Annotated in this window: 25 protein-coding genes and 1 pseudogene; 4 read left to right on the forward strand and 22 right to left on the reverse strand. The window is 58.3% G+C overall.

The features are described 5' to 3' along the window. Window positions 1–11: 11 nt before the first annotated feature. From flhA to fliE, 16 genes are all read right to left on the reverse strand, one after another. A complete protein-coding gene (flhA, locus tag NOM06_RS00400; protein WP_005353675.1) occupies window positions 12–2,114 on the reverse strand; it encodes a flagellar biosynthesis protein FlhA in 2,103 nt (700 codons plus the stop codon). Window positions 2,115–2,221: 107 nt separating this feature from the next. Next, window positions 2,222–3,352 (reverse strand): flagellar biosynthesis protein FlhB, encoded by a 1,131-nt coding sequence (gene flhB / locus NOM06_RS00405; protein WP_005334720.1) that lies wholly within the window; start codon window positions 3,350–3,352, stop codon window positions 2,222–2,224. Further along, window positions 3,345–4,142, reverse strand: a complete 798-nt coding sequence (gene fliR / locus NOM06_RS00410) for a flagellar biosynthetic protein FliR (protein WP_005353677.1) — start codon at window positions 4,140–4,142, stop codon at window positions 3,345–3,347. Before fliR ends, flhB begins: the two co-directional genes overlap by 8 nt. Further along, on the reverse strand, window positions 4,139–4,408 hold the full coding sequence (gene fliQ / locus NOM06_RS00415) for a flagellar biosynthesis protein FliQ (RefSeq protein ID WP_040065332.1): 270 nt from the start codon (window positions 4,406–4,408) through the stop codon (window positions 4,139–4,141). The genes fliR and fliQ overlap by 4 nt, the downstream gene beginning before the upstream one ends. Before the next feature lie 25 nt (window positions 4,409–4,433). After that, on the reverse strand, window positions 4,434–5,207 hold the full coding sequence (gene fliP, locus NOM06_RS00420; protein ID WP_255909097.1) for a flagellar type III secretion system pore protein FliP: 774 nt from the start codon (window positions 5,205–5,207) through the stop codon (window positions 4,434–4,436). Beyond that, entirely contained in the window at window positions 5,194–5,574 is a 381-nt protein-coding gene (fliO, locus tag NOM06_RS00425) for a flagellar biosynthetic protein FliO (RefSeq protein WP_064340919.1), read from the reverse strand. The genes fliP and fliO overlap by 14 nt, the downstream gene beginning before the upstream one ends. Beyond that, on the reverse strand, window positions 5,571–5,963 hold the full coding sequence (fliN, locus tag NOM06_RS00430) for a flagellar motor switch protein FliN (RefSeq protein WP_005298791.1): 393 nt from the start codon (window positions 5,961–5,963) through the stop codon (window positions 5,571–5,573). Before fliN ends, fliO begins: the two co-directional genes overlap by 4 nt. 49 nt (window positions 5,964–6,012) lie before the next feature. Continuing rightward, on the reverse strand, window positions 6,013–7,083 hold the full coding sequence (gene fliM, locus NOM06_RS00435; protein ID WP_005334736.1) for a flagellar motor switch protein FliM: 1,071 nt from the start codon (window positions 7,081–7,083) through the stop codon (window positions 6,013–6,015). 7 nt (window positions 7,084–7,090) lie between these two features. After that, window positions 7,091–7,606, reverse strand: a complete 516-nt coding sequence (fliL, locus tag NOM06_RS00440) for a flagellar basal body-associated protein FliL (RefSeq protein WP_255909099.1) — start codon at window positions 7,604–7,606, stop codon at window positions 7,091–7,093. A 57-nt stretch (window positions 7,607–7,663) separates the two neighbouring features. Beyond that, complete coding sequence (locus tag NOM06_RS00445) at window positions 7,664–9,820, reverse strand: flagellar hook-length control protein FliK (protein WP_255909102.1); 2,157 nt, start codon at window positions 9,818–9,820, stop codon at window positions 7,664–7,666. Between the two features lie 67 nt (window positions 9,821–9,887). After that, window positions 9,888–10,328: a flagellar export protein FliJ gene (gene fliJ, locus NOM06_RS00450; RefSeq protein WP_005334746.1), complete on the reverse strand. Its 441-nt coding sequence runs from the start codon at window positions 10,326–10,328 to the stop codon at window positions 9,888–9,890. Between the two features lie 27 nt (window positions 10,329–10,355). After that, the gene (fliI, locus tag NOM06_RS00455; protein ID WP_255909105.1) at window positions 10,356–11,687 is read right to left on the reverse strand and encodes a flagellar protein export ATPase FliI; all 1,332 of its coding nucleotides are present in this window, start codon (window positions 11,685–11,687) and stop codon (window positions 10,356–10,358) included. 52 nt (window positions 11,688–11,739) lie between these two features. Then, window positions 11,740–12,564 carry a flagellar assembly protein FliH gene (gene fliH, locus NOM06_RS00460; RefSeq protein WP_255909107.1) on the reverse strand — a complete coding sequence of 275 codons (825 nt, stop codon included), beginning with the start codon at window positions 12,562–12,564 and terminating at the stop codon, window positions 11,740–11,742. 68 nt (window positions 12,565–12,632) lie between these two features. Continuing rightward, on the reverse strand, window positions 12,633–13,694 hold the full coding sequence (gene fliG, locus NOM06_RS00465; protein WP_005334749.1) for a flagellar motor switch protein FliG: 1,062 nt from the start codon (window positions 13,692–13,694) through the stop codon (window positions 12,633–12,635). Continuing rightward, entirely contained in the window at window positions 13,687–15,396 is a 1,710-nt protein-coding gene (gene fliF / locus NOM06_RS00470; protein ID WP_005334750.1) for a flagellar basal-body MS-ring/collar protein FliF, read from the reverse strand. The genes fliG and fliF overlap by 8 nt, the downstream gene beginning before the upstream one ends. Before the next feature lie 62 nt (window positions 15,397–15,458). Next, on the reverse strand, window positions 15,459–15,776 hold the full coding sequence (fliE, locus tag NOM06_RS00475) for a flagellar hook-basal body complex protein FliE (RefSeq protein WP_005353687.1): 318 nt from the start codon (window positions 15,774–15,776) through the stop codon (window positions 15,459–15,461). Window positions 15,777–15,930: 154 nt separating this feature from the next. Between fliE and NOM06_RS00480 the strand changes: the two genes are divergently transcribed. Both NOM06_RS00480 and NOM06_RS00485 read left to right on the forward strand, forming a co-directional pair. Continuing rightward, entirely contained in the window at window positions 15,931–16,842 is a 912-nt protein-coding gene (locus NOM06_RS00480; RefSeq protein ID WP_255909109.1) for a GyrI-like domain-containing protein, read from the forward strand. Window positions 16,843–16,908: 66 nt separating this feature from the next. Continuing rightward, on the forward strand, window positions 16,909–18,660 hold the full coding sequence (locus NOM06_RS00485; protein ID WP_255909111.1) for an amidohydrolase: 1,752 nt from the start codon (window positions 16,909–16,911) through the stop codon (window positions 18,658–18,660). Between the two features lie 91 nt (window positions 18,661–18,751). Here NOM06_RS00485 and NOM06_RS00490 read toward each other — a convergent pair whose 3' ends face one another. The 3 genes from NOM06_RS00490 to NOM06_RS00500 all read right to left on the reverse strand — a co-directional run bounded on the left by NOM06_RS00490 (window position 18,752) and on the right by NOM06_RS00500 (window position 22,211). Next, window positions 18,752–19,537, reverse strand: coding sequence for a hypothetical protein (locus NOM06_RS00490; protein ID WP_255909113.1), 786 nt, complete (start codon window positions 19,535–19,537; stop codon window positions 18,752–18,754). 213 nt (window positions 19,538–19,750) lie between these two features. Beyond that, entirely contained in the window at window positions 19,751–21,190 is a 1,440-nt protein-coding gene (gene pyk, locus NOM06_RS00495; RefSeq protein ID WP_005353698.1) for a pyruvate kinase, read from the reverse strand. A 163-nt stretch (window positions 21,191–21,353) separates the two neighbouring features. After that, the gene (locus NOM06_RS00500; protein WP_005347620.1) at window positions 21,354–22,211 is read right to left on the reverse strand and encodes a MurR/RpiR family transcriptional regulator; all 858 of its coding nucleotides are present in this window, start codon (window positions 22,209–22,211) and stop codon (window positions 21,354–21,356) included. 344 nt (window positions 22,212–22,555) lie between these two features. Between NOM06_RS00500 and glk the strand changes: the two are divergent. After that, a pseudogene (gene glk / locus NOM06_RS00505) lies at window positions 22,556–23,527 on the forward strand (glucokinase); the annotation flags it as partial. A gap of 206 nt (window positions 23,528–23,733) precedes the next feature. Here the strand turns inward: glk and NOM06_RS00510 are convergent. Further along, a complete protein-coding gene (locus NOM06_RS00510; protein WP_158109531.1) occupies window positions 23,734–24,234 on the reverse strand; it encodes an SRPBCC domain-containing protein in 501 nt (166 codons plus the stop codon). Between the two features lie 160 nt (window positions 24,235–24,394). Here NOM06_RS00510 and NOM06_RS00515 point away from each other — a divergent pair, with 160 nt between their 5' ends. After that, window positions 24,395–24,814, forward strand: coding sequence for a GNAT family N-acetyltransferase (locus tag NOM06_RS00515; RefSeq protein WP_040065353.1), 420 nt, complete (start codon window positions 24,395–24,397; stop codon window positions 24,812–24,814). Here the strand turns inward: NOM06_RS00515 and NOM06_RS00520 are convergent. Both NOM06_RS00520 and NOM06_RS00525 read right to left on the reverse strand, forming a co-directional pair. Beyond that, window positions 24,804–25,322 carry a hypothetical protein gene (locus NOM06_RS00520; protein ID WP_005353702.1) on the reverse strand — a complete coding sequence of 173 codons (519 nt, stop codon included), beginning with the start codon at window positions 25,320–25,322 and terminating at the stop codon, window positions 24,804–24,806. The two genes, NOM06_RS00515 and NOM06_RS00520, sit on opposite strands and share 11 nt — an antisense overlap. Window positions 25,323–25,332: 10 nt before the next feature. Further along, window positions 25,333–26,046 (reverse strand): helix-turn-helix domain-containing protein, encoded by a 714-nt coding sequence (locus NOM06_RS00525; RefSeq protein ID WP_255909115.1) that lies wholly within the window; start codon window positions 26,044–26,046, stop codon window positions 25,333–25,335. Between the last annotated feature and the right edge of the window lie 440 nt (window positions 26,047–26,486).

Consider the following 26,486-nt stretch of genomic DNA (forward strand, 5'->3'; position numbering starts at 1 on the left):
GTCTCCGCTAACTAGTTCTGCCCTACCGCACTGACGATGCGGATCTGCTTGTCGTCGGGCACTTCCTGATAAGACAGAACGCGCAATCCAGGAATGGCATTCTTGACAAATTTCGCCAGGGTATTGCGCAAGATCCCCGATGTCAGAAGCACGGCCGGTTGGCCTTCCAATTCTTGTCGTTGAGTGGCTTCCACCAGCGAACGCTGCATCCGCTCAGCCAGACCCGGTTCAATACCGGCACCATCACCACCACCTGCCTGCAAGGATTGATGCAATATACGTTCCAATTCCGGCGCCAAGGTAATCACCGGCAACTCGGGATCCGGGCCTGCAATCTCCTGCACAATCAGGCGACGCAGGGCAATCCGGCAAGCGGCCGTTAGCACTTCCGGATCCGGACTGCGCGGCGCGTATTCAACCAGGGTCTGCAGGATAGTGCGCATATCGCGGATTGGCACGCCTTCATTGAGCAAATTCTGCAATACCTTCACAAGGTTACCCATGCTGATCACTTCCGGCACCAGCCCTTCGACCAGCTTGCTCTGATGTTTGCCAATCATGTCGAGCAGCTGTTGTACCTCGTCATGACCCAGCAACAGAGCCGCATGGTTGGTCAGGATCTGGCTCAGATGGGTAGCCACCACGGTCGCGGTATCCACTACCGTATACCCCAGCGTCTGTGCCTGAGAGACCATCTCCTTGGCAACCCAGACCGCTTCCAGCCCGAAGGCGGGATCCCGGGTCGCTATCCCCTGGATCTGGCCGAACACCTGCCCCGGATTGATGGCCATCTCCTTATCATGGTAGACATTGGCCTCGCCGGTACTGACCCCCATCAAGGTGATGCGGTATTGGTTTGGCGCCAGATCCAGGTTGTCGCGAATGTGGACGGCCGGGACCAGAAAGCCCAGCTCTTGCGAGAGTTTCTTGCGCACCCCTTTGATCCGGTTGAGCAGTTCGCCCCCCTGATTGCGATCCACCAGCGGGATCAGTTGATAACCCACTTCAAGCCCGATGATGTCCACCGGCATCACATCGTCCCAGCTCAGCTCTTTCTGCTCATGAGGTTGTTCGGCAGTGGCCGGCAGCAACTCACCCTTGGCCGCTTTGGCGGCCGCCAGTTTCTCGCGGCGCAGCAACCACCAGGCGCCAGCGGCGGCAAGAGCCCCCAGACTCAGGAAGGCAAAATGCGGCATCCCCGGCACCAGTCCCATCATCAGTAGAATCCCGGCAGAGATGATCAGCGCCTTGGGATTGTCAAACAGCTGACCCAGCACCGCGGTTCCCATATCCTGATCGGTATTCTGACGGGTCACTATGATGGCGGCTGCAATTGAGAGCAGCAGGGAGGGGATCTGCGCCACCAGACCGTCACCGATTGCCAACAGGGTATAGATCTCGGCCGATTCGCTGAAGGTCAGCTGGTGCTGCATCATCCCGATGATGAAGCCGCCGATGATGTTGATAAAGAGGATCATGATGCCCGCAATGGCATCCCCTTTGACAAACTTGGAGGCACCATCCATGGAGCCGTAGAAGTCGGCTTCCTGGGTTACATCCTGACGACGCTTCTTCGCCTCTTCCTGATTGATGAGACCGGCGTTCAAATCGGCATCGATGGCCATCTGTTTGCCCGGCATCGCATCAAGGGTAAAACGAGCACTCACTTCCGCGATCCGCCCGGCACCCTTGGTGATCACCACAAAGTTGATGATCATCAGGATGGTGAAAACGATGATGCCGACCGCATAGTTGCCGCCGATCACCACGTTACCGAACGCCTCGATCACATGGCCGGCCGCCGCACTGCCATTGTGACCTTCCAGCAACACCACCCGGGTCGAGGCGACGTTCAACGCCAACCGCAGCAAGGTAGCGAGCAGCAGTACGGTCGGGAAGGCAGCAAATTCGAGGGGGCGGCGGGTATAGACGGATACCAGCAGCACCACGATGGAGAGGGCAATGTTAAAGGAGAAGAGCACATCCAGCATCAGCGGCGGGATGGGTAACACCACCATGCCGAGCGCGGCCAATACCAGCAGAGGGGTACCAAGGCCTTTGCCCAATACTCCCCGGTACTCTTTGAACTGGCCCAATACTGCCTTGAATTCCATCGCGCTTCTCAATTTCAACCTGCTGGTGCCAGATTAAAGCAAACATCAAGCCAACAATACAAGACATTGAAATGCAATGGATTTATTTTGACTACGTCAGAACTTTGTCATTTTCGATATTCGGTCGGAATGGGTAGATCTTTAGCCAGCGGCTGGGGACGACGCCCCTGACCACGACGGAATTTCTTGAGCTGGAAGACATAGGCGAGCACCTGGGCAACCGCCGCAAACAGCCCTTCCGGGATCTCGTGGCCCAGCTCGGTTGAGTGGTAAATGGCCCGGGTCAAGGCTGGTGACGGCATGATGGGGATCTCGTACTCTCTGGCGATCTCCCTGATCTTCATTGCAATTTCATCTGTTCCTTTGGCCACGACCTTGGGCGCGGCACCGGGTTTGCCCGCATCATACTTGAGCGCTACCGAGTAGTGGGTCGGGTTGGTGATCACCACATCGGCCTTGGGTACATCCCCCATCATCCGGCGCATCGCCATCTGCATCTGCAACTGACGGATCTTGCCCTTTACCTCGGGCTTGCCTTCGCTGTCCTTGAACTCGTCCTTGACCTCCTGTTTGGTCATCTTGAGCTGACGCATGTGGTTCCACTGCTGGAACGGCACGTCGATGGCTACGATGGGAAGCAGGGCGCAGCAGAGGATGATAAGCATCCAGAGAAACAACTCCAGCGCATCGATAATGCCGCCGGGAAATCCCTCCATTGAGAGATTGAGCAGGTGATTGAACTGGCTGGATAGCATCCACCAGGCAAACAGGGTGATGAACACCACCTTGGCGATGGATTTGACCAGCTCGATCAGCGACTGCACCCCGAACATGCGCTTGAGGCCGCTGAGTGGACTCAGCTTGCTCATCTTGGGCATCATGGCTTCGGTGGAGAAGTTCATTCCCCCCATCAGGGTGTTGCCAATAAAAGCGGCAATCGCCACCAGCGCAAACAAGAGTCCCAGCGGAAGCACCAGTTCCCCCAGCAGCGCCGGCACCATGGCGATCATGGCATTGGGATCGAAAGCCTGCTCCCGATCCAGGGTAAAGCCCATGGTGACTACCTTGATCATGGCGGTCGCCAGCGAGCCCTTGAGCATCAGCAGGCCAAATACCGCCGAGAGCAAAACGCTGGCGGTTCCCAACTCTTTTGAACGTGCAATCTGCCCTTTTTCACGGGCCTGTTGCAGTCGTTTGCCCGTGGGTTGTTCGGTACGTTCCTGGTCGGTATCAGCCATGAGCGCCCCCGAAGCACTGGGTGTTGATCAACTCGCAGCTGACCTCCTGCACCCGCTCCCACATGATGTCGAAGTGACCGAGGAACCCACCGATAGTGAGCCAGAGGATGAGCAGACCCGACATCATGCTGACCGCAAAACCGATACTGAAAATGTTGAGTTGCGGCGCCGCCCGGGTCATGACACCAAAGGCGAAGTTGATTAAGAGCAAGGCGACGATGGCTGAGAGCGACATCACCAAAGCAGCCTGATACATCACCCCCAGAAACGCACTCAGGGTTTTCATGGACGAAACCGAAAGGCCGTGCTCGGAGACAGGCAGTGTCTCGAAACTAAGAATGACCAACCGCAGCATCACCAGATGACCATCCAGCGCCAGAAACACCAGGGTCGCCAGCATCAGATAAAACTGCCCCACCACGGGGGCCGACTGGCCATTCATAGGGTCCACCAGGGTGGCAAAACCCAGACTGGTCTGCATGGCGATGACCTGACCGGCCATCACGAAGCTCTCCATCAGAAACTGGGTCATCAGGCCGAGGGCAATTCCGATCAGCAGTTGCTGGCCCAATACCAGAAAACTGCCGGCAGAGAATAGCTCGATAGGAGGCATTTTCGGGAGCAGCGGGGCAATGAGAAAGGTGATGGCCAAAGCCAGCCCCATCCGTACCCGCGCAGGAGCGAGACGGCTGCCGAACACCGCCATCACCATCAGCAGACTGCTCACCCGCGCCAGCGGCCAGAGGATGGAAGACAACCACTCCATGATCAGAGCGGTTGTGTAGGTCATCCCACCACCTCGGGGATTTGATTCACCATCAGTACAAAGAAGTCCATCAGACTCTGCAGACCCCAGTGAGCGCCCGCGCCAAGCGCAAACAGTGTCACGATGAGACGGGGCAGAAAGCTCAGGGTCTGTTCGTTGATGGAGGTGGCCGCCTGAAAAATGGCTACCACCAGGCCGATAGCGAGGCTGGGCAGGATCACGGCGCTGACCATGATATTGACCAGCCAGAGCGCCTCGCGAAAGACGTCGACAAAGGTTTCAGGACTCATGTTTGGGCTCCTTGCGCTCGACCGGCTAACCGGCACCCAGTCCGAAACTGCTGGCCAACGACCCCAGAATGAGGTTCCAGCCATCCACCATCACAAACAGCATCAGCTTGAAGGGCAGCGAGACGATCATCGGCGAGAGCATCATCATCCCCATCGCCATCAGAATACTGGCGACCACCAGATCGATGACCAGGAACGGTAAGAACAGCATAAAACCAATCTGGAAAGCGGTTTTCAGCTCGCTGGTGACAAACGCAGGGATCAGCACCCGTAGCGGTACATCGGCAGGTTTCTCCACCTGCACGTTGGCGATCTCCATAAAGGTATTGAGATCCTTGATCCGGGTCTGGGCCAGCATGAACTGGTGGATGGGCAACTCGGCCCGCTCCAGCGCCTCCTTTGCCTGAATGGTTTCGGCCAGATAGGGCTGCAACGCCTCATCATTGATGCGATCCAGCACCGGCGACATGATGAAGAACGACATGAACAGGGCGATGCCGATCAACACCTGGTTGGAGGGACTCTGTTGCAGACCTATCGCCTGGCGCAAGATACCCAACACAACAATGATGCGGGTAAACGAGGTCATCATGATCACCATGGCCGGCAAGAAGGAGAGCGCGGTCATCAGCGCCAGCACTTGCAGGGTCAGGCTGTACTCCTGAGAGCCATCCCCCATGGTCTTGACGGTCACCGCCGACATGGCGTCCTGTGCAAGCGCAGGCCAGGAGTAAAACAGTGGTATCAGCAGGCTGACCAACAGCCCCGTTTTCAGCCATAAGCCGTTAGCTTTTTTCATGCTTGCCCATCAATTTGCCAAGCTGCTGGGAAAACGCCTGCGGCTGGTTTTCGTCCAGCGGCTCCTCCAGCCGGTAGAGAAAGTTGACCTGCTGCGGTGTTACGCCGACCAGCAGTTGCTGTTCGCCCACCTTGACCACCAGCAGCTTCTCTTTGTAACCCACCGGCAACGAGGCGATGACCCGCATCTGGCCGCCCCCCATGGCGGTTGCCAGCTTGCTCTTCTTGAGCAGAAAGCCCAGCACCAGAATGAGACCAATCACCATCAGACTGGAGAGCAACCAGGAGCTCAGACTAGGCACGTTGGCAGATGCCGCTGTCTCGGCAAAGGCCGGAACAGGCATCAATAACAACAGGAGGCGCATCATTTAAGCTTCTTGATCCGTTCAATCTGGCTGATGACGTCGGTCAGGCGGATACCGAACTTGTCGTTCACCACCACCACCTCGCCGTGAGCGATCAGGGTACCGTTGACCAATACATCCAGCGGCTCGCCTGCAACACGATCCAGCTCCACCACCGAGCCCTGGTTCAGCTGCAACAGGTTGCGGATGCTGATCTGGCTGCGGCCCACCTCCATGGCGATAGTGACCGGAATATCGAGAATGGTGTCGAGCTTGCGACGCTCCTCGGCACTGATAGGGGCATCATCTTTCAACTCTTCCAGCGGGGCTGGCTTGGCTTCCGCCGTCACCTGCTCCTCCAGAGCCGCAGCCCAGGCATCAGCCATCAGATCCTCTTCCTCAGTTCCGCTCATCTTGTTTCCTTATGCTACTTCGTGACCGTTTACCGTAATAAACCGTCAATTATCGCTGTTGATCTTCGATACTGCGCTCGAGCTCTTCCAGCTCGGCCTCGCCATCAATTCGTACCCCGCCCCGGGTCACCAGATGCATCTCCGTCTTGACCCCTTCCGGACGTTTGAGCTTGTCGGTGATCTTGAGCGCCACATTATCCTTGGTGCGGCCCATCTTGGCGTGGAAAGTGGGCAAGTCCTCCACAAAAACCAGCAGATTTTCCGGCATATCGACCGGAATGATATCGCCGGGTCGCAGCTCCATCAGTTCACGCAGGGTGAGTTCGGTCTCCAGCAGCTTGGCCCGCAGCTCCACCTTGACGTCCATGATCTCATCACGCAGCGCCTTGCTCCAACGTACGTCGGTATCCCCCTTGTCACTCTGCACACCGGCATCCAGCAGCTCGCGGATCGGTTCCAGCATGGAATAAGGCATCGCCACGTGGAAGTCGCCGCCGCCACCATCAAGCTCGATGTGAAACGAGCTGACCACGATCACCTCGGTCGGGCTGACGATGTTGGCCATCGCTGGGTTCACTTCGGAGTCGAGATACTCGAACCCCACATCCATCACCGGCGCCCAGGCATCCTTGTAATCCTCAAACACCAGTTTGAGCAGCATCTGGATAATGCGCCGTTCGGTCGGCGTGAACTCGCGCCCTTCAATCTTGGCGTGATAACGGCCATCGCCACCGAAGAAGTTCTCTACCAGGATGAAGACCAGTCTGGCCTCCATGGTGATGAGCGCCGTCCCCTTGAGCGGGCGGAACCGCACCATGTTGAGACTGGTCGGCACAAACAGGGTATGAACATACTCGCCAAACTTGAGCATCTGCACGCCGTTGATCGAGACCTCAGCGGTACGACGCATCATGTTGAACAGACTGATCCGCATATGGCGGGCGAAACGCTCATTCACCAGCTCCAGCGTCGGCATGCGACCACGGACGATGCGGTCTTGGGAGGAGAAGTCAAACTGGGCTACGCCGGGGTCTCCAGCGCCGCCTATCTCTTCCTCTTCGACATCATCGACACCGTGCAAGAGGGCATCAATTTCGTCCTGACTTAACAGATCGCTCACGCTTCACCTACTGCATTACAAAGCCGGTAAACAGCACTTGTTCGATAACGGGGGAAGAGACCAGGTCCTTGAGCACCCGACGGCACTCTTCCAGTGAATCCTTGCGCAGCTTCTCCTTGCCTTCAAAGGTCATCAGCTGTTCGGCACTGGCTGCGCTGAATACCCGCAGCAAGGTGCCTTCAATCAGGGGGATATTCTGTTTGGCCAGCGTCTCGTCGGCGGTACCGCGCACCATCAGCTGGATCTTGATCTGCACCAGTCGATCTCGCTGGGCACCGGCGACGTTGAAGACAAATGGGCGCGGCATACCGACATAGAGGGAAGGTTTAGGCGCTTCCACCTTGGGTGCGGCCTCGGCACCTTCCGCCGCTTCAGCGGGCGGTTTATCGGAGCCGGAGAGCATCAGGAAGGCGCCAACACCACCACCGCCCAGCAAAATTACCGCCAGGGCAATGATAATGATCAGCTTCTTTTTCTTGCCCGCAGCCGGGTCTTTTAGCGTCAACTCGTTATCGTCAGCCATCCCTTGTCCACCCTAGTCTCAAACTTGTTCGATATCATAAACTTACTCGGGATTGCATCAAGCATAGAAATCAATTCCGGAACCGTTTGTCGATTCCACCAGCAAACTGGGGTTGGAAGTGGTGAGTTCCCCTTCAACCAGCCCGTTACCGGACCGCTGCTGACCACTACTCTGACCTTGCTGCCCCTGCCCGTTAAAGGTGGGCTGGCCCTGTTGCTGCTGTTGTTGCGACTGCTGCTGCACCTGCGTCTGACCAAGCTGGATCCCCTGCCCTGCCAGCATGTCACGCAGCCGGGGCATCGCCTGCTCCAGCATCTCGCGGGTCTGGCCATGTTGTACCACAAAATGGACGTTGGCCTGGCTGTCTGACCCCATCTGGATCTGGATCTTCATCTTGCCAAGGCCGAGGGGGTCGAGCTGAATTTCCGCCTGTTGCAGTTTTTCGGCCAGCATCACATTGACCTTCTGGTGCAATTCGGCAGGCGCTTCCTGACTGGCCAGTTTCAAATGGGGTAAATTCTGCGGCTCACGGCGCAACGTCGTCTCAGCAGCGGGCGCCCGGCTATCGGCCACCTGTGGCTGAGTCTGGCTGTTCTGGCCATGCTGAACGGTCTGGCTCGGGCTGCTCTCGCCGCTCGATGTCGTCGCAACCAGGCTCTTCTCCGCCTCACCGGCCTTCGGTTTTACCTCAAGCGAAACCGCTTTGCGTACCTCGTCGGTGCCGGTCACTTCCATCTGTTTGATGCCGGCTGAAATGGTCGACAACGGCGCTTGCGGCCCCTGAGATTCAGCCTGTGCCAACACCTGCTGCGGCGCCACCATCACGGGGGCGGCAGCACTATCGCTCTGAGCCGTCGCATTTGCCGTTACGCTGCTCTGGGCTGCGGCACTTTCTGCGGCACTCTGCGCCGTCCTCACGGGCGCCGAACCTTGATTGGCGGCGGTGGCTGGCTGCTGGCTACCCTCGGCGGCACTCTTTTCTGCCCCCTTGCCAGCTACCCCACTTCCATCCGCAGCTGCTGAAGTGGTTGCAGCGCCCGCCTCAGGCTGCTTGAGCCCCTCATTGAAGGCCTTGAGCGCAGCCCCCTGAGTCGCGGCTTGCGTCGCCTGCCCCTTGTTAGTCAAAGCATTGCTGGCGGCGAGATCGGATTTGCTGTCGCCCCTCTCTTTTTCTGTTAATAGCTCTTCCTGTTTAACGGTAAGCAATTCGTCAATCTGATTCCCCTTAGCCCTGCTATTGCCCGCACTTTTATGACCATCATGCCCCTCTACGGTAGCTGAAAGCCCCTCGCTGAAGGCCTTGAGCGCAGCCCCCTGAGTCGCAGCTTGCGTCGCCTGCCCCTTGTTAGTCAAAGCATTGCTGGCGGCGAGATCGGATTTGCTGTCGCCAGCCTCTTTTGCAGCGAGTGACTCAGCGGATTTGGCGGTGCTTGCCGACTCATCGACCGGCAGCACCTTGGCCAGCTGGGCCATCCGCTCTGCCCCCGTGAGGGGCTTGGTGTGCTTGCCATCTGCTCCGAGGGTTTCGCCCTTGGCAGAGGCTTTCTCCCCGGTCTGCCCATCCGCAGTGGTGGCGGCATCTTCACCTTCAGAGGAGAGAACGGCTGAAGAGGCATCGCCCTGCGTCACCACTCGCGCCGCAGAGGACGATACCGTGGTATCAAGAGTCGAGTTGGCGGTCGTCGCCAGCGGCGACTGCGCCCCGGTCTGACCAGCAAGCTGTTGGGCAATCCTGGCTGCGGCTGGGGTCTGCTCGCTTTCATCAAGCGCAATCCCCTCCAGCTCACCCTCTTGCGGCAACGGATTGCCGTCTACCGCAGTGGCGCTCTGTTGGGCCGCCACCGCCAGCTGGGGTGTCACTAGCGAGGTGTCGAGCTTGAGGGAGTCTTGCAGGCGCAGCAGAAAGTCGGTGGCAGGGACCTCCTCCACCTTGTTGTCGGCGTCAGGATCCTGCTCCTTGCCGGTCTCCTCTTTGGGAGAGGCGCTCTCGGTCGCCAAAGATTTGGCTGAGCGGACATGGTTACCGCCCGGAGTGGCCTCGGCGGCGCCCTGTTCGCTGTTCCGGGCCTTGGCAATCAGGGTGGCGAAATCCCCCTTGCTGTCGCTGCCTGTTCCACCATCGATGCTTTTGCTCTCGACGGAACCGCTCAGAGGCGCTTTGTCCAACCCGTTGGCCGGAGCCGAAGGCGTTTGTGTCAACAGTGTCTGCATCATGATGGGATCCCTGAATTCTGGTGGCCCCCAAAGAGATGGCCGCCGACAATGTCCATATCAAAGCAAGTTACAGGCCAGATTGATGAAAGCGTCGCAACATGGCGTACTCATCCAGCATCTTCTGCTCCTGACGCTGGGCTTTCTGCTGCTCGCGGCTCGCCTGCTTCTCCAGCAACAGCTCCACCGCCTTGCGCCGCTGCTGGGCCGCCAGCCACTCTTCACGACGCTGTTCCAGCGCCTGACGCACCTGCAACACCCCTTCGTACTGCTGGGTCGCTGCCTGTTCGAGCTTGTTGATAAAGGCGTGATACTGGGTATTTTGCTGGGGCGAAATCCCCTGCAGACCGCGATCGGTCCACTGCTGGTGATAGATCTGGCGGTACTGGTTGAGGGCATTTTGCTGATCCATGAACAGCTTGAGATCCTGCTGCGCCTTCACCAGCGCCAGCGCACACTGCTGCTCCGCCTCCACCAGCCGATCGGCCAACAATACCAACCCTTTACTCATCGTCGACCTCTCTGTTACCGACCATCATCAGCGCATCAATGGCATCGCCACCATCTGCAAGGCTTGCAGGCCATCATCGTAGTGAATGACCTCGCGCATCCCCTGTTGCAAGAACTGATCCAGATAGGGTTTTTGAATGATGGCACGGTCGATGCGCGGATCGGAACCCTGACTGTAGGCACCGATGGTGATGAGATCCCGGTTCTGCTGATAGAGGGAGTAGAACTGCTTGAGGGTGCGCGCCAGATCCATATGTTCCGGCGAAGTGACCATGGGCATGACCCGGCTGATGGACTTCTCGATATCGATAGCCGGATAGTGGCCCGCATCGGCCAGCTCGCGTGACAGCACTATGTGGCCATCGAGGATCGCCCGCGCCGCATCGGCAATGGGATCTTGCAGGTCATCCCCCTCGGTCAGGACGGTGAAGAATGCCGTGATGGAGCCCTGGCCGTCACTGCCGTTACCCGCCCGCTCCACCAGCGCCGGTAATTTGGCAAATACCGAGGGCGGATAACCCTTGGTCGCCGGCGGCTCGCCCACCGCCAGCGCGATCTCACGCTGGGCCTGGGCGTAACGGGTGAGGGAGTCCATCAAGAGCAGCACATTAAGCCCCTGATCGCGGAAATATTCTGCAATGGCGAGCGCCGTTTCACACCCCTTGAGCCGCATCAGCGGCGAGGCATCGGCGGGAGCCGCCACCACCACGGAGCGGGCACGCCCTTCCTCTCCCAGAATGTCTTCGATAAACTCTTTCACTTCCCGGCCCCGTTCACCGATGAGGCCGACCACCACCACATCCGCCACCGAGCCGCGAGTCATCATGCCAAGCAGCACCGATTTGCCAACACCGGAACCGGCAAACAACCCCATCCGCTGGCCCTGCCCCACCGTCAGCACGGCGTTGATGGCGCGCACCCCCACGTCCATCGGCTGATGGATCGGGCGGCGAGAGAGCGGGTTGATGCGGTGCTGGGCAAACTGCACGGTCTGGGAGGAGAGAATGGGGCCGAGGCCATCGAGTGGCTGGCCGATGCCGTCGATGACTCGACCTAGCAGGTTCATGCCGACCAGAATGCCGTGCTCTTCGGTGATGGGCACCACCCGGGCACCGGGGATCACCCCCTTGAGCTGCTCGCTCGGCATCAGATAGAGGCGATCGCCAGAAAAACCGACCACTTCAGCCTCCAGCGTCCCATCAAGGGTATCGATGCGGCAGAGGGCACCGATGGCGGCGCGGCAGCCGATGGCTTCGAGGGTCAGCCCCACCACCCGGGTCAATTTACCGGCGACCGGCGGTTTGGGGGCGCTGTCGCGTACCTTGTACCCTTGCAACCGGTTCAGTAGCGAGCCGCTCATCTGGCCTCCTGAGAGCTAAAAAGTGCAGCCGGACAGCAACGTCCGGCATCGGTTATGGGCGTGAGTCCTGCGAAGCCGGTTTCTGCGACGCATTGTCCCGCAAGAAGTTGCGCAGCAACTGATCGATGCGACCGGAGAGGGTCAAATCGATGCTGGAGAGCTCGGTAGCCAGTTGCAGATCGCCGGGGGAGAGGGTGGGATCGCTTTGCAATCGCCAGTGGCGCTTGGCGCACTCGTCGGCGCCAAATGCCTGTTCGATTCGCGCGATATCGTCGGGATGCAACATCAGAGTCACCCCCTGCTCGGCGGCAGGCAGCAAGGCCAGCCCCTCTTTAAGCGCCTCCAGCAAAATGCGAGGAGAGGTCTCCGCTTCGTGACGAATAAGCGCACGAGCCAGTTGCATCACCAGCGAGACCAACTGCTGCTCCACCGCCTGATCCAGCTCGTTAAGCGGATTGGCAAGGCGGGCGGCGAGCCCCTGCCAGTGGGCGATCTCCTGCTCCACCAGCTCGCGCCCCATAGCCAGCCCCTCCTCGCGCCCCTGTTCGAGACCGGCAGAGTGGCCCTGTTGCAATCCTTCCAGCTTGCCCTCTTCCATCCCCTTGGCATAACCGGACTCGCGCCCCTCGGCCATCCCCTCTTCCCAGGCAGCCTGACGGATCGCTTCAAGCTCTTCGGCGGTGATGCTGGGGGCCGGCTCCTGTTCGGGCTCCGGCTCCACCACCTCCTCTTCCTGCTGATACCAGTCAGGGGCCAGGCCAAGGGCATTGGTAGGCGCTCCCGCCTCTACCTCGACCTCCATCTCGGGCCAGCCCCAGGTCTCAACCCGGGCATCATCGCCCTCGGGGCGCACATACCCACGCAGTTTGTTGTTCATGCTTTGCGCGGCTCCTCACCACTGCCTGATGCGGGTTTGGCATCGCAATTCGGTTTATGGGCCATGGCTTAGAGGAACTCCTCGCCGCCACCGGCACCCAGCATGATTTCGCCAGCATCCGCCAGACGACGGGCGATGGAGAGGATCTCTTTCTGGGCCGCTTCCACTTCGGAGACCCGGATCGGCCCCATGGCCTCCAGATCGTCCGCCAGCATTTCGGCCGCCCGTTTGGACATGTTCTTGAAGATCTTCTCGCGCATCTGATCGTCGGAGCCCTTGAGGGCGCGTTGCAGCAGATCCCCCGGCACTTCCCGCAGCATGGTCTGGATGCCGCGATCGTCCACATCGATAAGGTTCTCGAACACGAACATCAAATCCTGGATCTGCTGGCTCATCTCTTCGTCCGACTCGCGGATGGAGTCCATCAGCTGGCCTTCGATATTGGTATCCAGGTAGTTCATGATGTTGGCGGCTGCCTTCAGGCCGCCCATCTTGGCTGCCTGGGCACCGGCCGCACCGGCGAACTGTTTCTCCATGATGTCGTTCAACTCTTGCAGTGCCGCCGGTTGTACCTCTTCGAGGTTGGCGATACGCATCACCAGATCGAGGCGCACCTGCTCCGGGAACTGGCTCAGGATCTCGGCGGACTGCTCCGGCTCCAGATAGGAGAGCACGATGGTCTGGATCTGGGGGTGTTCGTTCTGGATGATGCTGGCCACCTGACGGGCATCCATCCACTTGAGCGAATCGAGGCCGCGGGCGCCGGAACCGAGAATGATCTGGTCCACCAGGTTGCTCGCCTTGTCCTCGCCAAGGGCCGCCACCAACGCCTTGCGCACGAAGTCTTCGCTGCCGATACCGATGTTGGTGTACTTCTGGATATCGTCGATGAATTGACGGTGCACCGCCGCCACCCGATCGTGACTGAAGTCAGACATGGAAGCCATCGACATACCGAGCCGCTGCACCTGCTTGGGCTCGAGATGACGGAAGATCTGGGCAGCATCCTCTTCATTGAGGCTCAACATCAGCACCGCAGCCATCTCCATCCCCGACATCTGGTCGAGGATCTGGCGCTGACTGTCGGTGATGTCATTGCCGGTGACTTGACTCTTCTTTTCTTCAGGCATCTTTGTTCGTTACCCATTCTTTAATGACCTGAGCGGCCAGATCCGGCTCGTTCGCCACCAGCGCACGTACCGCCTTGAGCAAGTCTTCATCACGGTGCAGATCCGGCAGTTTCAGCTGACCATCGCGGACACCAAATACCTGATCGTTCTCGACTTGCGCTGACAGCAGACTCAACTCGTCGTCGCCACCCAGTACGGTGTGGTTGTCGAAATCCACTTCCCCTTCCGGTTTGGCATCCGGGTAGAGCAGTCGCTTGAGCATGGGGCGAACCACGGTGACGATCAAGACGATGATCACCAGTACCGAGGCGGCAATCCGCACCGCACGCCAGAACCAGGGCTGATCGTAGAGCGGCACTTCGGCCACGGTATCCAGCTCTGGGCGATTGAACGGAATCGCGACCACCTCAAGGGTATCACCACGGGTCACATCAAAGCCAAGGCCACCGCTCAGCAAACGACGCAATGTATCGAGTTCTGCCTGGGTGCGCGCCTCACGGGTCACAGCCCCGTCGGCACCGGGCACCGCTTTGTAATCCACTGCAACCGAAACAGTCATGCGGCGAATGCCTCCCATCTGGCGACGGGTATGGCTGACGGTGGTATCCAGCTCGAAGTTGCGAGTCGCCTCTTTGCGGGAACGGCCCGAAGCGGCAGCGCTGGCACCATCACCACCGGTCGCCTCCTCGGGAATATTGGAGGCGGCAGGGGGCTGGTTGGAGAGGGCGCCGGGCACCCCACCATTGCTGCCGCTGGCGCTGTTCTCTTCCATGGTCATCTCGGAGCGCACTGCAGGCAAGTCAGGGTTGTAAGTCTTGCGGGTCTGCTCCTGCTGGGAGAAGTCGAGGGAGAGATCCACTTCCGCCGTATAGTTGTCGGCCCCCAGCACCGGGATCAGGATGGCGTCAATTTTTTGTTTGTACTCCAGCTCCTGCTTCTGCTGCATGGCAAACTCTTTGCGAGTCTGGGCAGAGATCGGGTCTTGCGAGCCGGAGTTGAGCAGGCGGCCATTCTGGTCGGTGACGGTGACGCGGGTCGGCTCAAGGCCATGTACGGCGGAAGCCACCATATCGACGATGGAGTCCACCTCCCCCTGCCCCAGCGCAGCCCCTTTCAGGTTGAGCACCACGGTGGCACTGGGTTTGCGTTCGTTGCGGGCAAACACGTTGTCTTTCGGAATGGCCAGCAGCACCTGGGCCTTGGCCACATTCTGGAACTGCTCGATGGCGCTCGCCAGCTGGCGCTCGCGGCTCAGCTTCAGACGTTCACTCTCCATCCGCTGGCTGACGCCGAAACTGGAATCTTTCAGCAGGATATCTTCACCACCGATGTTGCTATCGGTGGCATTGGCAAGACCGGCACGGGTCAGGGCCAACTGGATAGTGGGGTAACTTTCGGCGTTGACCAGCACGCTCTTGCCATCCACCTCGTAGGGGATCTTCTGCTGATCGAGGAAGTCGAGAGTCTTCACCAGCTCCTGGGTGGTGTAGGTGCCGAGGGGACGCATGTCCGGCTCCTTGCCCCACAGCAGGATAAACACCGCAATGGCCAGACAGATGGCAAGCCCCAGGATCAGGGTGATTTGCCGCAGCACATCGGTGTTGGACAGGAAGCCCAGCGCCGAACTCTTCTGCTCATTTTCATCGAGGGCGGCGGTGCCCTCATCGTTTATCAGCAGATCGCCGTTTTGGTCAGTAGCCACGATTTATGTCCTTATTGCTGACATGTTCATGATGTTCAGTCGTCATGGTTTATTGGCGTCGCTTATACCGGCATGTTCATGATGGTCTTGTAGGCATCGACCATCTTGTTGCGCACCTGTACCGTGGCTTCAAAGGCGATGGAGGATTTTTGGCCCGCGATCATCACCTCGGCCAGATCCACCGACTTGTCGCCCATGTCGAAACGGGTACGCAGATCATTGGCGGCGCCTTGCAGCTCGTTGACGTTGCCAAGCGCCTGTTGCAGCAGCAGACCAAAGTCGGAGGTTACCTGACGACCGGGTTGTGCCAGCGGCGTTGCGCCTGCTTCGATCTTGAGCGCCTGCATCTCTTGCATCAGGCTGCTTGCACTAATTTCCATTTTCCATCCCCAGACAAATCATTGACGCTGGCATGCAACAAGCAATTAGAGTGCCAATGCGTTAAAAATGCGACGAGGATGAGTGGCCAGACCAGGCCGGACGGGTTCGACAACGGCAGGTGGCTCTGATTAAATCCGACTCTGACGCCCACTTTTGCTGGCTGGCAAGGAGTCCGCTCTGGATTATCGCAAACCCGTGTTCAAGGCGATGGACTACATCAGCCACCATCTGGATGACAATCCGGGCCTGGATGAGGTCGCAGCAGCGGCAGCCATCTCCACCTTCCACTTCCACCGTATTTTCAAGACGATGGTCGGCGAGACCATTGCCGGATTTACCCGGCGCCTGCGTATGGAACGCGCTGCCCGTCGCTTGCTCGCCTCCCCCCAAAGCGACATCACCACCCTCGCACTGGCCGCCGGGTTCTCCAGCTCGCAGAATTTCGCCAAGGCCTTTCGCCTGCACTTCGCCATGAGCCCCTCGGAATACCGCCAGCAGCAGGGGGGAAACTGGAAAAGCAAGATTGGAAACGATCCCCTTCCCTTTGACACCTATGATGGCCTGGTCATGCACCCGGTCACCGAACACCCGGGTCTGTTGCAGGGGGCTAGCGTCAGGCTGATGCCCGCCCGGCGCGTGGCGTACATGCGCCGCCTGGGCCCCTATGGCAAAGAGACCTGCGAGCAAGCTCATCGGGATTTGCTCGCGCTGTTCGCCTCAGACGAGGCGATGACACCAGCGGGTACCCTGAGTCTCTATTGGGATATCCCCGATATCACCGATGAGACCCGTTGTCGTACTGACGTCTGCATCGAGCTGGGGCCAGAGATCCCCGCTGGGCGCCAGTTAACCACCCAGACCATCGCAGCGGGCCCCTATGCTGTATGTCACTTTATCGCTCGCGGCGATCAACTGGTTGCCTGCTGGGAGACGGCGTTTCGCTGGGTAGTGGGCCAAGGGCTGAACTGCGACGATCGCCCGTGTTACGAGCAATACCACGCAGGCACGGACTCCGACCGGGATCATTACGTGTTTGATATCTGTATCCCGCTGATCAACCGATAAGCCGATACCTCATTTCCATTTACCCACTTCGGTGCCTTCGGGCACCGAAGCGACGGAGTCATGCCCATGAATATCAAAACGCTGTTTCTAGCCAGCCTGCTGGTAACGCTTCCCGCTGCCGCCAATGCCCAGTCACAGAGCCAGACGCTGATCTTTGGCGGCACCATCTACAGTGGTGATCCGGCGAACCCTCACCCGGAAGCGGTCGGCATTGAAGGTAAAAAGATCGTGGCAGTCGGCAGCTATCAGGAGGTCAGCGCCCGCCTCGGCAACCATGCCAAGCGTCTTGATCTGAAAGGAAAGTACCTGATGCCAGGGCTCATCGACAGCCATGTTCATGCGGCATTTGCCGGTTTTCAGGGGATGACAGTTAACTTTCCCGATGCCATGAGTGAGGTTGAGCAGGTGCAGCAATTTCTGACCCGCAGCAAAGATGATCCCCGCCTGACACTGGGCGATGTAGAGCTATACAGCAATGTCTCCCTCGACTACTGGCATCAGCTTCCCCTGCTCGATCAGCTGTTCAATGGCCCGCAATACCGGCAGATCCCGGTAGTGCTTGCCGGTTCGGATGCCCACACCGGTTGGGCCAATCAGGCCATGCTGCGCAAGGCTGGCATTGATGCCGGCTCCCTTGACGGCCGTTATGCTCCGCTGAAAGGCACTTTTGGCCTCACCCCATCCGGCAAGCTCAATGGCTTTGCCTCGGAAGGCGGCTGGGATGCCATCCTCAAGGCCCTGCCCCCCGTCAGCGACGAGACGATTGCCAAGGCCATCATGACCGCCGCCAAACAGCTCAATCAGGTGGGCATTACCGCCTGGATGGACCCTATCAGCAACATTCGCCCCCTTGCGCCCATCTTCAACGCCGAGCCGGATCGCCGCGATACCGGCCTGCTGCCGGCGTACAGCATGCTCTCCCGGGAAGGCAAGCTGACCGGACATGTATCCGCACTGGCACTGGTGGGGATACATGCATCACCCGTCATCATTGATGACGTATTGGCGCTGCGACAGCAGTTTCAAGATGCCCCGGACGTTAAACTGGTGGGGATCAAGATCCTGCAAGATGGTGTCATCGAGTATCCATCCCAGACCGCCAAGTTGAGCGAGCCCTACCTCAACCGTCCCGGTTACAGCGGCAAGGACGATCTGGACAAGCAGCGTTTCAACGAGCTGATCCGCACCGCGGATGCCCATCAACTTATCGCTCACTTTCATGCCATCGGCGATCGGGCCGTCCGTGAATCCCTCGATGCCATCGCCTATGCCCGGGCCCACAATCAGGATCACCGCTTGCTGCACAGCATCACCCATCTGGAGGTGGTGAGCCCGGCCAGCATTGCCCGCTTCAAACCGCTCAATGTGGCCGCATCGATGCAACTCTTGTGGGCCGGGAAAAACGTGGCGACCACCCTGCTGCTTGAAGGAAAAGTGCCCCCGGCACTGCTAGCCCGCCTCTATCCGGCAGGCAGCTTGCTGCAAAGCGGCGCCATTATCGCCAGTGCCAGTGACTGGCCGGTCTCCAGCCCCAACCCTTTCCTCGCCATGTATACCGCGATCACTCGTCAAGGGGAGCTTGGCTTGCTGCCCCCCGCCAGCGAGCAGATCAGCCGTCAGGCCATCTTGCAGGCCTATACCCTCAACGCCGCCAAGGTAATTGGACGGGAGAAGGAGATTGGCTCCATCAGCGCGGGCAAGAGTGCTGACCTGATCTTGCTGGATCGCAATCTGGAACAGGTAGCAAGCGAAGAGCTCAAGGAGACCAAGGTGCTCTGGACCATGTTCAAGGGCAAGCAGGTCTATTCAGCCCACTGACACCGAGAGAACAAACAGGCCCGCATTGCGGGCCTGTTGGCAAGATCACGACAAGCGCATGGTGTGCAGTGAGCAACCGATAACGACAGGATTAGCGGCTCGTTTCAGTCAGGTCCTTGTCAATCCAGTACTTGGAGCCGGAGATATTGGCATCGAGCAGCAGGCCCTTCTCACCAATCTGGTAGATCGCCATGCCGCCGTTGTATTTGGCGGTCAGCTCGGCGCTCTCCTTGCCGGCCACCACCCCCACTTCGGAGGTGGCTTCCCACCCTTGGGTTACGAAGGCATCGAATCTGACCTTGTCTTCAAACAGGATCACCTGCTGATAGAACTTGCCGCCAATCCCGGCCGCCAGACCTGCACCAAACATCTTCATATAGGTGTGCTTGCCGGTTTTGCGATTGACCGCCACTCCGGCTCCCTGATTGGTATGCAGCATCAGGGAGAACTTGCGCGAATCGAACACCGCATAGCCATAAGCCTTGTCAAACAACAGCTTGGCTGATGGCTGCTCGTTGAACAACCGGATCAATGCGGTGTCGGCCATGGTATTGAGCGCGATCCTCGCCTCTTTCGCCGTCTTGGGGTTGAGCATCTCGTTGAGCTCCTTATCGGCCGCCTTCAGCCACTCCTTGCCAGTGGCGATACTCTTGTCTGTCCAGACGCCAGCGGTATTGAAAGCATCCTCTCCCCAGGCCGAGATGGAGGCCCAGCTCTTCTTGGAGAAATCACTGACATCCTGCCACACCTCCTTGCCGGTCTCGCTCACTGCCGCTCCCAGATCCGACGCTGCGGCCTTGAGCTTGGCCCAGTCGGCATAACAGGGTGAGAAGGCCAGACTCAGTGACAAGGCCAGCAACCAGTTACGCTTGTTCATTTTTTCACTCCCGTATTGTCGAGTGTCTGGGTTACCTGAGACGATCACCTACAACAGGCTACCCGCTGAAAATCACTCCCGCATTATCGGAAGGGGAATCCGGTTAAGCAATCATTGAGTCCTGTTTATACCGCCACAGCCCGACTGCGGTTAACAAAAAGGCTGCTCATCAAAGAGGAGCAGCCTTTTTAAGCACAGTAAAACCGGACGGGCTTATTCGACCATCATCACCTTGCAGGTGTTGGTACTACCCACAGTTTCCATCTTATCACCGTGAGTCAGCAGCACCATGTCACCGCTCTGCAACAGCCCCTTATCCTTGAGCACGGCCAGCGCGTCGCGGCACACTTCGTAGACCGGTTTGGTCTCGTCACCGTCAAACATCACCGGAGTGACGCCGCGGTAGAGATTGGTCCAGGCCAGGGTCTTGTTGTGGGGAGACATGGCGAAGATCGGCAGACCGGAGCTGATACGGGACATCAGCAGCGGAGTAGTGCCGGATTCGGTCAACGCCACGATCGCCTTGACCCCTTCCAGGTGGTTGGCCGCATACATGGTGGACATGGCTACAGCTTCTTCAACGGAAGTGAAGGTGTAGCTCATGCGGTGGTTGGAGACGTTCAGGCTCGGATGCTTCTCGGCACCGACACAGACGCTCGCCATGGAGGTCACTGTCTCGATGGGGAACTGACCGGCGGCAGTCTCGGCGGAGAGCATCACCGCATCGGTACCATCCAGCACGGCGTTGGCCACGTCCATGACCTCTGCACGAGTCGGCAGCGGCGCATTGATCATCGACTCCATCATCTGGGTCGCGGTGATCACCACACGGTTGAGACGACGGGAATGGCGGATCAGCTTCTTCTGTACGCCAACCAGCTCGGGGTCACCGATCTCTACACCCAGATCGCCACGGGCGACCATCACAGCATCGGAACCGAGGATGATGTCTTCCATCGCCTCATCGGTGGCGACGGTTTCGGCACGCTCGACCTTGGCCACGATCTTGGCATTGGAACCGGCTTCGCGGGCCAGCTCGCGGGCGTAACGCAGGTCATCGCCACAGCGCGGGAAGGAGACAGCCAGATAGTCCACATTCATGCGGGCAGCAGTCTTGATGTCTTCCTTGTCTTTCTCGGTCAGGGCCGGAGCGGAGAGACCGCCCCCTTTCTTGTTGATGCCCTTGTTGTTGGAGAGCGGCCCGGCCACGGTCACCGTGGTGTGAATGCGGGTGCCTTCAACCTGCTCGACCTTCAGCTGCACACGGCCATCGTCCAGCAGCAGGATGTCGCCCTGCACCACATCGTCTGGCAGGCTCTTGTAGTCGATACCGACCTGCTCCTGACAACCTTCACCCTTGCCGAGTGCCGCGTCGAGAATGAACTTGTCACCGATGGCCAGATAGATTTTGCCATCCTTGAAAGTGGAAACACGGATTTTCGGGCCTTGCAGATCACCCATGATGGCGACGTGACGACCGAGCTTGGCAGCAATGTCACGCACCTGATTGGCGCGCAGGATATGGTCTTCAGCAGTGCCGTGAGAGAAGTTCATCCGCACCATGTCGGCCCCGGCGCGGATGATCCCTTCGAGGATCCCTTCGCGGTCGGTAGCCGGACCGAGTGTGGTTACAATCTTTGTACGTCTAGGCATGAAAGACTCCAATATGAAGTTGATATGACTTGAGATTCTGCCCCATCAAGCCCATGGCTCGATGCACCCGTTTACAAACCATCTGGGTGGTTTTTGTTATTAAATTACAATACTACACCAAGGCGGGTGGCATAGACAGTCGGGGGCCGGAGCCCCCGACGGTTCAGGAAGAGTGCGGGGTTTCGAAGCGGGATTCGCGCAATCCCTCTTTTACTTTCTTCAGATTTTCGCGAAATTTCATCCCCCGGCGCAGGGTAAAACCGGTCGCCAGCACATCCACCAGCGCCAGCTGGGCGATGCGGGATGCCATCGGCATATAGACATCGGTATCTTCCGGCACATCCATGGAGAGCACCAGATTGCACTCGCGGGCCAGAGGGGAGTCCTTGGCAGTCATGCCGATCACGGTGGCGTCGTTCTCGCGCGCCAGCGCGGCGATCTCGACCAACGCCTTGGTGCGGCCGGTATGGGAGATCAGCACCACCACATCCCCTTCGCTGCTGTTGATGCAGCTCATGCGCATCATGACGATATCGTCAAAGCTCACTACCGGAATGTTGAAGCGAAAGAATTTGTTCTGGGCATCGCGGGCAACGGCGGAGGAGGCGCCAAGGCCAAAGAAGCTGATCTTCTTGGACTGGGTCAGGATATCGACGCAGCGGTTGATGGCAGAGATATCCAGGCTGTTTTTGGCGGCATCCAGACAAGCCATGGTGGATTCGAAGATCTTGGCGGTGTAGGTATCGGGCCCATCTTCCGCTTCCACATGACGATTTACGTAAGGGGTGCCATTGGCCAGGCTCTGGGCCAGATGGAGTTTGAAATCAGGAAAGCCCTTGGTATCGAGACGGCGGCAAAAGCGGTTGACGGTCGGTTCACTGACGTCGGCCATCTTGGCCAGAGCGGCGATGCTGGAGTGGATGGCGGTCTGGGGAGACGCCAGGATCACCTCGGCAACCTTGCGTTCTGATTTACTGAAACTTTCCAAGTTGTTCGTAATTTTATCAAGGGTATTCATCATCACCACCAGGCGTTTTTGTAATTTAGCTTCAGTGTCTTTGCACTCAATCTACGGCTAAGCAAGTTTCCATTCAAGCTAAGGACTATACAAGACAAGCGGTTATGGCAACTAACGCCTGCCATACAAAGTATGACTCATCTCTAATTATTTCGTACTTTTCGTTACAAAACGTCACCTAGCCATGAAAGCGCTTACAAATGTTGCAAAGCAACAACACTGTGAGCAGGCGCACGTTTGTATCGATCCGGCGGGTGAGCAAGCCTGAGCTCGGATAGAATGGGCCGTCATAATCCAACAATAATCTCGGGACACCAGAGTCGTCCCCATCCTGTAACGAAGGAGTTGTTATGCAGCATACCCATGCGCTGGTCGGCGATGTCGGCGGCACCAATGCGCGTCTGGCCCTGTGTGAGCTGGCCACCGGAACTATCTCTCAGGCAAAGACCTACTCAGGTCTGGCCCATCCCAGCCTTGAAGCCGTGGTACGCCTCTATCTGGAAGAACACAAGGTACAGGTGGCTGAAGCCTGCATCGCCATCGCCTGCCCCATCAACGGTGACTGGGTTGCCATGACCAACCACAGCTGGGAGTTCTCCATCAGCGAGATGCAGAGCAATCTCGGGCTGGCGCGCCTGCAAGTGATCAACGACTTTACTGCGGTCTCGATGGCGGTGCCGGTATTGGCTGAATCGGATCGCATCCAGCTTGGCGGCGCCGCGCCGGTAGCGGGCAAACCCATCGCCATCTATGGTGCGGGCACCGGTCTTGGGGTCGCCCATCTGGTCAAGGCGGGTGAGCAGTGGCTGAGCCTGCCGGGTGAAGGTGGTCATGTGGATTTTGCTGCCAACACCGAAGAGGAAGATGCGGTGCTGCAGGTGATGCGAGGCGAATTGGGCCATGTCTCGGCAGAGCGTTTCCTCTCCGGCCCGGGCCTGGTCAATCTCTATCGCGGGCTGGTGAAATCCGATGGCCGTGAGCCAGAACCGTTTGCCCCCAAAGACATTACCGAGCGCGCACTGGCCGGGGAGTGCCTCGATTGCCGTCGCACCCTGAGCCTGTTCTGCGTGCTGATGGGCCGCTTTGCCGGCAATCTGGCCCTCAATATGGGTACCTTTGGCGGCGTCTATATCGCAGGTGGCATAGTGCCGCGCTTCCAGGAGTTCTTTACCGGTTCCGGTTTCCGGGTCGCCTTTGAAGACAAGGGGCGCTTCAAGTCCTACCTCAAGGAGATCCCGGTGTTTCTGATCACCCATGAAGGGCCGGGGCTGCTCGGTGCGGGTGCTTACTTGCGCCAGTCGATGGGGATCACTATCTGATTGAAGAGGGGGAACGAGGCGGGATCATCCATGGTTCAGCCTCGATTCAGTGTGAATGGCATAAAGTAGCCGCACGTAACCAAGAGTGTTGTGCTTCACAAGGAGTGGAAAGCGACTCTCATCCGCTGGATACGTTTGTCACCTGACAAGCCTGAACTGTTTCAACCGGCCTTTTGGCCGGTTTTTTTTATGTCTGATATCCGGGATTACTGGGCCAGCGCCTTTAGCTGCGCCTTGTCGGGAGGATTGTTCCAGTCGATGGGACCGTGGGTAAAACGGTACTGCAACCGTGGCAGACTGGTCTCCAGCCACTCTTCTCGAAAATAGGCATAACCCAGATCCCAATCCGGATCATTGGCCCAACCGCTCTGGAGGAAGTAGAGGCGAGTGCCCTGCCCTTCCGGCACAAAGCGCAGGCAAACCTGGGTCTTTTGCTGGCGGATATGGGGTAGGCTGGGCGGGAAATTCCAGCTGAAACTGAGCAGGTCATAGGGCATGACGGCCATGACCCGGCACCCTTCGCTGCCACGTTCACCCAGCGGGGCATCAGGCCTGAAGTAGATCTCGAAAGGACCATTCGGTTCGGCCACCATCAAACATTCGGGAGCCAGAAAACTGCGCAGACCGCTTTCGGTAGTCCAGGCGTGCCAGACATCGTCTATGTGCGCCGGAACAAAAATGTTGCCTTCAATCAGTTTATTGTCCATAAATCAGCGATCCTCAAGCCATCCATACAAGGGACTCCGGCAGTATAGCCCCATGGCAAATACAATGGACAGTGCTTAATCACACCCTTGTCATTTGCATCGATTAACCTGCCGCTGTGCAGCTGCCTCAATGAACATTGGCTTGATCCGGGAGGGCATCATGATCCGGCTCATGGAAGAACACGACATTCCCCAACTGGCCCGGCTGTTTTTAAAGAGCCGCCGCCACACCTTTCACTGGGTCGATCCCGCCCGTTTCCAACTCGAGGATTTCGAGGAACAGACCAAAGGTGAACAGGTGTGGGTAGCCGAACAGGGGGGCAATATCTGCGGCTTTATCGCCATCTGGCAGCCCGATCACTTCGTCCATCACCTCTATGTGTCAAGCGACTGGCACGGTCAGGGGATAGGACGCGCCCTGCTGGAGCGGGGCCTCGCTGATTCGCCGCACGGCTCGCTCAAGGTTGCGACCCGCAACACGGCGGCAGTAGCCTTCTACCATCGGCTGGGCTGGCAAAACAGTGATGAGACAGGCCACTGCGAGGTCACCGGCCCCTGGTGCAAATTGCTTAGAAACTAGCGGGACGCCCGGCACCTGCGCTTTGTGGTTGAACAGGCACCAGCGGTGCCGGGGGGAAGAACCAGCGGTAGAGATCGAACCAGCCATCTCGCTGGGCAATCACGACCTCGTGCACCGGATCGCGCTGGAAGATCGCCACCTTGTTTTCAGTCAGCGGCACCCAGGCATAGTTGACCAGCGCATATTGCGACTGGATCAGGTTGTACTCATTGAGATAGGAGTCATCGTTACCCGATTCGTGCAGTTGGGTACGACTGTCGATGAGGTAGACAAGCTGGTTGAAGAAGGTCAGTTGAAAACCGGTCACCCGCCACTTCTCCCTGGTCGCCTCCTCCTCTTCGATCACGGTGATTTTGCCCCAGCGGCACACCCCGTGATAGTTAACTCCATTGGCCGACATTTTCAGGTCGTAATGGCAGCCCAGACTGTTGATAAACATCCCGACCACAAACAGCAGCACGACAAGCAGTGGCAACAGCAGCAAGGTATTTTTCAGCGTTCGTTTCATCAGAGATCCCTTACAGCGTTTTTTCGAGCTCTTTGTAGGAAAGCACGCGAACCTGGTGGCCGGAGACCAGCACCAGCGATGCCGGTTTGACTGGTGGCACATCGCTCCGTGCCTCCATCTGGCAAACAACGCCGGTCGGCGAGTCGGTGCAGTGCACATGGAGCCACTCGAAATGGAGATAGCTGGCGACAAACGCCACCAGCACAGCCAGTAGCAGATTGACGTATATCAGGCCCCTTGCCAGCATTGGCCGCCCGATACCGCTGAGAAAGGCAAGTTTGGCGCGCTCACCAAAAGTACGGGGAGCAGCAGGCTCTTTGATGACCTCGTGGTCGGAGCTTGGTGATGTCGACGGTGGCTGCGCAGCCGCTGCAGGCGTGGGCTCGCTCATCGGCTCGGGCAAGGGCTCACTCTCTGTTGGCAGTGCCTTGCCGTAATAGCTCTTCATCTTGCAGTTAAGATGCAGGGAGTACCCTTTTTTCGGGGTACTTCTGATATCCAGCGTCTGGGGGGATGAGGCGAAGTGGCGGCGAATATTGGCGATGGCCACGTTCAGGGAGTTGGGGCTGATGGGGCGACCCAACCAGCCGATTTCGAGCAACAGATCCTTGTCGCACACCTCGTCATGGTGATCGAGCAGATAGCTGAAAATGAGGCTCTCTGCCGATGACAAGCGCACCACCCGGGCGCTTTGCAAGTTGTCCTTGTCGGCACAGAAGATCAACTCTCGCCTTTTGACATCAAAGACATAATCACCGAAGTGATAGGCTGATATGTTATTGCCTGGCGCAACCCCCGTCATACCAACCACCTGTTATTTGCATTCATCATGAAGAAGATGGGATTCCACACCTGATAAAGCCAGATGGCGGCTCAGGACTCGCTGTAATTAAACGAAATTCTAAAGGGTCGGGATCAGCGGCACAATAGATGCAGGCAGGCATGAGCGGGGAAAATGAAAATATGCGTCCAGCGCTGTCGGACTGCGTATCGGGCAGAGCATGATGCTGCGAGTTTTGCGTATCGCGGTCACGCCAATCTCAGCTGAACAGTGACATGGGCATGACGAAAAGCGCTGCAGGACAAGGCCCCTTGCCCCTCACAACATCTCGCCGCGCCTCAAAATAATGGGAACCGACCTGCCCCGCAGGATGATCCAACGGG

The sequence above is a fragment of the Aeromonas sp. JL9 genome (assembly GCF_024436075.1).
GTDB classification, from domain to species: Bacteria; Pseudomonadota; Gammaproteobacteria; order Enterobacterales; family Aeromonadaceae; genus Aeromonas; species Aeromonas veronii.

What these genes read in the sequence shown, in the direction of transcription:
- flhA (WP_005353675.1), bottom strand. Translation starts at nt 2,114, where the DNA reads ATGGAATTCAAGGCAGTATTGGGCCAGTTCAAAGAGTACCGGGGAGTA.
- flhB (WP_005334720.1), bottom strand. Translation starts at nt 3,352, where the DNA reads ATGGCTGATACCGACCAGGAACGTACCGAACAACCCACGGGCAAACGA.
- fliR (WP_005353677.1), bottom strand. Translation starts at nt 4,142, where the DNA reads ATGACCTACACAACCGCTCTGATCATGGAGTGGTTGTCTTCCATCCTC.
- fliQ (WP_040065332.1), bottom strand. Translation starts at nt 4,408, where the DNA reads ATGAGTCCTGAAACCTTTGTCGACGTCTTTCGCGAGGCGCTCTGGCTG.
- fliP (WP_255909097.1), bottom strand. Translation starts at nt 5,207, where the DNA reads ATGAAAAAAGCTAACGGCTTATGGCTGAAAACGGGGCTGTTGGTCAGC.
- fliO (WP_064340919.1), bottom strand. Translation starts at nt 5,574, where the DNA reads ATGATGCGCCTCCTGTTGTTATTGATGCCTGTTCCGGCCTTTGCCGAG.
- fliN (WP_005298791.1), bottom strand. Translation starts at nt 5,963, where the DNA reads ATGAGCGGAACTGAGGAAGAGGATCTGATGGCTGATGCCTGGGCTGCG.
- fliL (WP_255909099.1), bottom strand. Translation starts at nt 7,606, where the DNA reads ATGGCTGACGATAACGAGTTGACGCTAAAAGACCCGGCTGCGGGCAAG.
- NOM06_RS00445 (WP_255909102.1), bottom strand. Translation starts at nt 9,820, where the DNA reads ATGATGCAGACACTGTTGACACAAACGCCTTCGGCTCCGGCCAACGGG.
- fliJ (WP_005334746.1), bottom strand. Translation starts at nt 10,328, where the DNA reads ATGAGTAAAGGGTTGGTATTGTTGGCCGATCGGCTGGTGGAGGCGGAG.
- fliI (WP_255909105.1), bottom strand. Translation starts at nt 11,687, where the DNA reads ATGAGCGGCTCGCTACTGAACCGGTTGCAAGGGTACAAGGTACGCGAC.
- fliH (WP_255909107.1), bottom strand. Translation starts at nt 12,564, where the DNA reads ATGAACAACAAACTGCGTGGGTATGTGCGCCCCGAGGGCGATGATGCC.
- fliG (WP_005334749.1), bottom strand. Translation starts at nt 13,694, where the DNA reads ATGCCTGAAGAAAAGAAGAGTCAAGTCACCGGCAATGACATCACCGAC.
- fliE (WP_005353687.1), bottom strand. Translation starts at nt 15,776, where the DNA reads ATGGAAATTAGTGCAAGCAGCCTGATGCAAGAGATGCAGGCGCTCAAG.
- NOM06_RS00485 (WP_255909111.1), top strand. Translation starts at nt 16,909, where the DNA reads ATGAATATCAAAACGCTGTTTCTAGCCAGCCTGCTGGTAACGCTTCCC.
- NOM06_RS00490 (WP_255909113.1), bottom strand. Translation starts at nt 19,537, where the DNA reads ATGAACAAGCGTAACTGGTTGCTGGCCTTGTCACTGAGTCTGGCCTTC.
- pyk (WP_005353698.1), bottom strand. Translation starts at nt 21,190, where the DNA reads ATGCCTAGACGTACAAAGATTGTAACCACACTCGGTCCGGCTACCGAC.
- NOM06_RS00500 (WP_005347620.1), bottom strand. Translation starts at nt 22,211, where the DNA reads ATGATGAATACCCTTGATAAAATTACGAACAACTTGGAAAGTTTCAGT.
- NOM06_RS00510 (WP_158109531.1), bottom strand. Translation starts at nt 24,234, where the DNA reads ATGGACAATAAACTGATTGAAGGCAACATTTTTGTTCCGGCGCACATA.
- NOM06_RS00515 (WP_040065353.1), top strand. Translation starts at nt 24,395, where the DNA reads ATGATCCGGCTCATGGAAGAACACGACATTCCCCAACTGGCCCGGCTG.
- NOM06_RS00520 (WP_005353702.1), bottom strand. Translation starts at nt 25,322, where the DNA reads ATGAAACGAACGCTGAAAAATACCTTGCTGCTGTTGCCACTGCTTGTC.